Here is a 3,402-nt window from a genome sequence, read left to right as displayed (position 1 = left end):
GGCGACAAGCTGGTCAAGGGCGACGTGATCGCCGACGGCGCATCGACCGACCTGGGCGAGATCGCCATCGGCCAGAACATGCTGATCGCCTTCATGCCCTGGAACGGCTACAACTTCGAAGACTCGATTTTGATCAGCGAACGCGTGGTGGCCGAAGACCGCTACACCTCGATCCACATCGAGGAACTGGTGGTGATGGCGCGCGACACCAAGCTCGGTGCCGAAGAAATCACGCGCGACATTCCGAACCTGTCCGAGCAGCNGGCCGAAGACCGCTACACCTCGATCCACATCGAGGAACTGGTGGTGATGGCGCGCGACACCAAGCTCGGTGCCGAAGAAATCACGCGCGACATTCCGAACCTGTCCGAGCAGCAGCTCAACCGCCTCGACGAGTCCGGCATCATCTACGTGGGTGCCGAAGTGCAGCCCGGCGATACGCTGGTCGGCAAGGTCACGCCCAAGGGCGAGACCACGCTGACGCCCGAAGAGAAGCTGCTGCGCGCGATCTTCGGCGAGAAGGCTTCCGACGTGAAGGACACCTCGCTGCGCGTGAGCCAGGGCTCGCAAGGCGTGGTGATCGACGTGCAGGTATTCACCCGCGAAGGCATCCAGCGCGACAAGCGCGCCCAGCAGATCATCGACGATGAACTCAAGCGCTTCCGCCTGGACCTGAACGACCAGCTGCGCATCGTCGAGGCCGACGCCTTCGACCGTATCGAGAAGCTGCTGACCGGCCGCGTGGCCAACGGCGGCCCGCAAAAGCTCGCCAAGGGCAGCAAGCTCGACAAGGCCTACCTGGCCTCGGTGGAGAAGTTCCACTGGTTCGACATCCGTCCGGCCGAGGACGAAGTGGCGACGCAGCTCGAATCCATCAAGAACTCGCTGGAGCAGACGCGCCACAGCTTCGACCTCGCGTTCGAAGAAAAGCGCAAGAAGCTCACGCAGGGCGACGAGCTGCCAGCCGGCGTGCTCAAGATGGTCAAGGTCTACCTGGCCGTCAAGCGCCGCCTGCAGCCGGGCGACAAGATGGCCGGCCGCCACGGCAACAAGGGTGTGGTCTCCAAGATCGTTCCGGTCGAAGACATGCCCTACATGGCCGACGGCACGCCTGCCGACATCGTGCTCAACCCGCTGGGCGTGCCTTCGCGCATGAACGTGGGCCAGGTGCTCGAAGTGCACCTGGGCTGGGCCGGCAAGGGCATCGGCCAGCGCATCGGCAACATGCTGCAGGCCGAGGCCAAGGCGGCTGAGCTGCGCACCTTCATGGAAGAGATCTACAACACCTCGGGCCGCAAGGAAGACCTGGCGCAACTGAGCGACGGCGACGTGCTGGAGATGGCCAGCAACCTCGCGCGCGGCGTGCCGTTCGCCACGCCGGTGTTCGACGGCGCCGAGGAGGAAGACATCCGTGCCATGCTCAAGATCGCCTACCCGGATGACCTGGCACGCGCCAAGGGCCTCACGGATACGCGCACGCAGGCCTACCTGTTCGACGGCCGCACGGGCGACCCATTCGAGCGCCCGACGACGATCGGCTACATGCACTTCCTGAAGCTCCACCACCTGGTGGACGACAAGATGCATGCCCGTTCCACCGGTCCGTACTCGCTCGTGACGCAGCAGCCGCTCGGCGGCAAGGCCCAGTTCGGTGGCCAGCGTTTCGGTGAAATGGAAGTGTGGGCGCTGGAGGCCTATGGCGCCGCCTACGTGCTGCAGGAAATGCTGACCGTCAAGTCCGACGACGTGCAGGGCCGCACCAAGGTGTACGAGTCCATCGTCAAGGGCGAGCACACCATCGAGGCCGGCATGCCGGAATCGTTCAACGTGCTGGTCAAGGAAATCCGGTCGCTGGGTCTGGATATCGAACTCGAACGTTCCTAAGGCTTTGTAAAAAAGTGAGCGGCCAGCGCTTGTCAATCAACACTTTCAAGGTGTTTTTGATGTCAAACCTAAGCCAGTCAAGCGCTGGTAGCTATGATTTTTGATATTAGGGAAAGAGTTTTATGAAATCGCTACTCGACCTGTTCAAGCAATTCACGCCGGATGAGCATTTCGATGCCATCCGCATCGGCATGGCTTCGCCCGAGAAGATCCGTTCGTGGTCTTTCGGCGAGGTGAAGAAGCCCGAGACCATCAACTACCGCACCTTCAAGCCCGAGCGCGACGGTCTGTTCTGCGCCAAGATCTTTGGCCCGATCAAGGACTACGAGTGCCTGTGCGGCAAGTACAAGCGCCTCAAGCACCGCGGCGTGATCTGCGAGAAGTGCGGCGTTGAAGTCACGCAGACCAAGGTGCGCCGCGAGCGCATGGGCCACATCGACCTGGCCGCGCCCTGCGCGCACATCTGGTTCCTCAAGTCGCTGCCGTCGCGCCTGGGCCTGGTGCTCGACATGACGCTGCGCGACATCGAGCGCGTGCTGTACTTCGAAGCCTACGTGGTGACCGACCCCGGCATGACGCCGCTGAAGAAATTCAGCATCATGACCGAGGACGACTACGACGCCAAGGCCAAGGAATACGGCGATGAGTTCGTCGCCAAGATGGGTGCCGAAGGCATCCGCGACCTGCTCGACTCGATCGAGATCGACAGCGAAATCGAGCGCCTGCGCGGCGACCTGACCGGCTCCGAAGTCAAGGTCAAGAAGAACGCCAAGCGCCTGAAGGTGCTCGAGGCCTTCAAGAAGTCGGGCATCAAGCCCGAGTGGATGGTGCTCGAAGTGCTGCCCGTGCTGCCGCCGGACCTGCGTCCGCTGGTGCCGCTGGACGGCGGGCGCTTTGCCACCTCCGACCTCAACGACCTGTACCGCCGCGTCATCAACCGCAACTCGCGCCTGCGCCGCCTGCTCGAGCTCAAGGCCCCGGAAATCATCGCGCGCAACGAAAAGCGCATGCTGCAGGAAGCCGTGGACTCGCTGCTGGACAACGGCCGCCGCGGCAAGGCCATGACGGGCGCGAACAAGCGCGCGCTGAAATCCTTGGCCGACATGATCAAGGGCAAGAGCGGCCGCTTCCGCCAGAACCTGCTGGGCAAGCGCGTCGACTACTCGGGCCGTTCGGTGANGGGCCCGACGCTCAAGCTGCACCAGTGCGGCCTGCCCAAGCTGATGGCCCTGGAGCTGTTCAAGCCCTTCATCTTCTCGCGGTTAGAGGCCATGGGCATCGCGACGACGATCAAGGCCGCCAAGAAGGAAGTCGAATCGGGCACGCCGGTGGTCTGGGACATCCTGGAAGAGGTGATCAAGGAACACCCGGTCATGCTCAACCGTGCGCCCACGCTGCACCGCCTCGGCATCCAGGCCTTCGAGCCCATCCTGATCGAAGGCAAGGCGATCCAGCTGCACCCGCTGGTCTGCGCGGCCTTCAACGCCGACTTCGACGGTGACCAGATGGCCGTCCACG

At 63.1% G+C, this 3,402-nt stretch carries 2 pseudogenes; both read left to right on the top strand.

The window, feature by feature from the left end:
- Window positions 1-1,884 (top strand): annotated as a pseudogene (rpoB, locus tag QZH66_RS14605) (DNA-directed RNA polymerase subunit beta); the annotation flags it as partial.
- Between the two features lie 122 nt (window positions 1,885-2,006).
- Window positions 2,007-3,402, top strand: a pseudogene (locus tag QZH66_RS14600) (DNA-directed RNA polymerase subunit beta'); the annotation flags it as partial.

The sequence above is a fragment of the Stenotrophomonas sp. YIM B06876 genome, from assembly GCF_030711595.1.
Lineage (GTDB): Bacteria > Pseudomonadota > Gammaproteobacteria > Xanthomonadales > Xanthomonadaceae > Stenotrophomonas.
The sequence above is the reverse complement of the archived record's forward strand: the minus strand, read 5'-3'. Positions and strand labels throughout refer to the sequence as shown.